Below are 2,928 nucleotides of genomic sequence, written 5' to 3'. Positions count from 1 at the left end.
GTGAATACACAAAGTATTCACTGCGCTTTTTGTTTCATCTGATGAAAAATCTGACAGCGCATCTGACGCACAATCTTTGTGCGGTATTGCCTCAAATCCGTGAGCGCAGAAAACACCATTATCCCTCATTTCAACTTCCACCGCCGCCATTGTGTTTCCTACTTTAAATGTGTTTAAACTTTCTGTTAAAACAGAAAAAATCTATTTCACATTTGGATGGAAATATGGTATAATAAACGGTAGATGATATTATCGTTCCAAATCGTTCCAGAGAGTGGAAGAAAGGAAGGAAAATTTCCGGTTATGGCAGAAAAAATCATTTCCATCCAGGATAACAATCAATTTCAGGCACTGTGCGGCAGCTTTGATGAAAATCTGAAGCTGCTGGAACAACGCTATCATGTCACCATCGTCTGCCGGGGTGAGGGCATCCGGGTGCAGGGTTCCTCTGCGGAAGTCGATCTGGCTGCCGGAGCGCTGGAATCCCTGCTGCAAATGGTCGCCCGGGGACAGGCAGTCACACCCCAGTCCATCCACTATGTGGCAGAAATGGTAGAGGACGGCGCTGCCGGTCAATTGTCTCAGCTGGCGGATGATGATACCGTATGCCTGACTGCAACCGGAAAGCCTGTGCACACCCGGACAGTGGGACAGCGGAATTATATCCGTGCCATTGCCGATCACACCATTGTGTTCGGACTGGGGCCTGCCGGCACCGGAAAGACCTACCTTGCCGTTGCCATGGCAGTACGTGCATTCCGGCGCCACGAGGTCACACGAATTATCCTCACCCGCCCGGCGGTGGAAGCCGGCGAAAAGCTGGGATTTCTCCCCGGCGATTTGCAGGACAAGGTGGATCCCTATCTGCGACCCTTATATGACGGACTCTTTGAAATGCTGGGCGCCGAGGCGTTTCAGCGGCATCTGGAACGAGGTTCCATTGAGGTGGCACCTCTCGCCTATATGCGCGGCAGAACGCTGGACAATGCCTTTATCATTCTGGACGAAGCACAGAACACCACCGGCGAACAGATGAAAATGTTCCTGACCCGTCTGGGCGAAGGCAGCCGCATGGTTATTACCGGCGACACCACCCAGATCGACCTGCCGGACAAACAGAAAAGCGGTCTTGTCATTGCATCACGCATCCTGCGGAATGTGGATGATATCGCCGTCTGCGAGTTCACAAACCGGGATGTGGTGCGGCATAAGCTGGTGCAGGATATCATCCGTGCCTATGAAGCGGCAGAACACAGACACAATTCCGGGAAACCAGAGAAAAATAAATGATGAAACCACGAAAGGAGATCTTCTATTATGCCAAAAGTCAAAGTCATGGTAAAAAACAATCAAACCGAAGTGCGGGTACCTGTGGGGATCCGTCTGCTGATCCGGCGCTGCTGTCAGGCAGTTCTGGTGTCAGAACATTTCGAACAAGATGCAGAAGTCAGCGTCTCCTTCGTCAGCAATGCGGAGATCCGGCGGCTGAACCGGATCTATCGCCAGAAAGACCGCACTACTGATGTGCTTTCTTTCCCTCTGGGACAAGACGGTCACTATGATACCAACAAGGAAACCGGCTGTGCATTGCTGGGGGATGTCGTGATTTCTCTGGAAACCGCCATGAAACAGGCGAATATATATGGCCACTCTCTGGAACGGGAGATCGGCTTTCTGACAGTACATTCCATGCTCCACCTGCTGGGCTATGACCACGAGACAAGTCCCTTGGAAGAACGCAAAATGCGGGAAAAAGAAGAGGAAGTTCTGGGCGAGCTGGGCATTTCCAGGGAGGCCACCTTCACCAATCCGGAGGAAAACGATCTATGACAAAATCTGTTTTTGTGACCCTCGCCGGACACACCAACGCCGGAAAATCCTCGCTGCTCAACGCCATTATCGGCGAAAAAATTGCCTCCGTCAGCCCGAAACCCCAGACCACCCGCACTCGTATCACCGGTATCAAGACCGTTGGCGAAACGCAGATGGTCTTTATGGACACGCCGGGTCTGCACAAGCCTACCACAAAGCTCAGCACCCACATGCTCCAGGCGGTGAAGGACGCTGTGGCAGATATTGATGCAGTACTCTTTGTTCAGGACTGCACAAAGCCTCTGTCCTCACAAGAGGAAGAGCTGCTGCAATCGCTGGAGCGCACCAAGACCCCGACCATTCTGGTGCTGAACAAGATCGACCTGTGCAGTGACAAGACCAAGCTTATGGGCACCATTGCAAGGCTCAATGCAGCCCATTCCTTTGCGGCAACCGTCCCGGTGAGCGTGACAGAAAATGACGGCGTGGATCTGGTAGAAGAGGAAGTCATGGCACTGGCACAGCCGGCACCCCACTACTTCCCCGATGAAAAATTCACCGACCAGCCGGAACGTGTTCTTGCGGCGGAAATGATCCGGGAAAAGATTCTGAATCTGCTCCGGGATGAAGTTCCTCACGGCATTGCTGTCTCCATCGAGCGGATGAGAGAACGGGATGACAAGGATCTGCTGGATATTGACGCCACCATCTACTGCGAACGGGAATCCCACAAGGGCATTCTCATCGGCAAAAACGGCGCTATGCTGCGGAGAATCGCCACGCTGGCACGGAAAGATCTGGAACGGTTTTTCTATATCCAGGTGAATTTGCAATGCTGGGTCAAGGTCAAGGAGGATTGGCGTAACAAAGAAGGGCTCATACACAATTTTGGGTTAGACGGCGGAGAGTAAGGCAGCAGTCGTTGTAAACGTCCCACCGGGACGTTTACAACAAAATATCCCCAAATAATTCTACTACGTGGTTCCACCTAAAACTATGTTTTGCGTTGATGTGACCGCATTCTGAAAGCTTTAGTCAAAGTAGATCAAAAAAAGTCAACCTACCGTGCCCAGCAAAAGTGCGGAAAGGGGGTGAGGGGTGAAGGGAAAGAGAGTG

Annotated in this window: 3 protein-coding genes; all 3 read left to right on the top strand. The window is 51.8% G+C overall.

Features of this window, described 5'->3' with window-relative positions; all coding sequences use genetic code 11:
• The first annotated feature begins 303 nt into the window (after positions 1-303).
• The 3 genes from Q0418_RS10790 to era are packed head-to-tail and all read left to right on the top strand — an operon-like array spanning position 304 to position 2,723.
• Complete coding sequence (locus tag Q0418_RS10790; RefSeq protein ID WP_298484140.1) at positions 304-1,290, top strand: PhoH family protein; 987 nt, start codon at positions 304-306, stop codon at positions 1,288-1,290.
• Between the two features lie 27 nt (positions 1,291-1,317).
• Positions 1,318-1,830, top strand: a complete 513-nt coding sequence (gene ybeY / locus Q0418_RS10785; protein WP_298484139.1) for an rRNA maturation RNase YbeY — start codon at positions 1,318-1,320, stop codon at positions 1,828-1,830.
• Entirely contained in the window at positions 1,827-2,723 is an 897-nt protein-coding gene (gene era, locus Q0418_RS10780; protein WP_298484138.1) for a GTPase Era, read from the top strand. Before ybeY ends, era begins: the two co-directional genes overlap by 4 nt.
• Positions 2,724-2,928 lie beyond the last annotated feature (205 nt).

The organism is uncultured Ruminococcus sp., assembly GCF_937915125.1.
Lineage (GTDB): Bacteria > Bacillota > Clostridia > Oscillospirales > Ruminococcaceae > Ruminococcus_C.
The sequence above is the reverse complement of the archived record's forward strand: the minus strand, read 5'-3'. Positions and strand labels throughout refer to the sequence as shown.

What these genes read in the sequence shown, in the direction of transcription:
- ybeY (WP_298484139.1), top strand. Translation starts at nt 1,318, where the DNA reads ATGCCAAAAGTCAAAGTCATGGTAAAAAACAATCAAACCGAAGTGCGG.
- era (WP_298484138.1), top strand. Translation starts at nt 1,827, where the DNA reads ATGACAAAATCTGTTTTTGTGACCCTCGCCGGACACACCAACGCCGGA.
- Q0418_RS10790 (WP_298484140.1), top strand. Translation starts at nt 304, where the DNA reads ATGGCAGAAAAAATCATTTCCATCCAGGATAACAATCAATTTCAGGCA.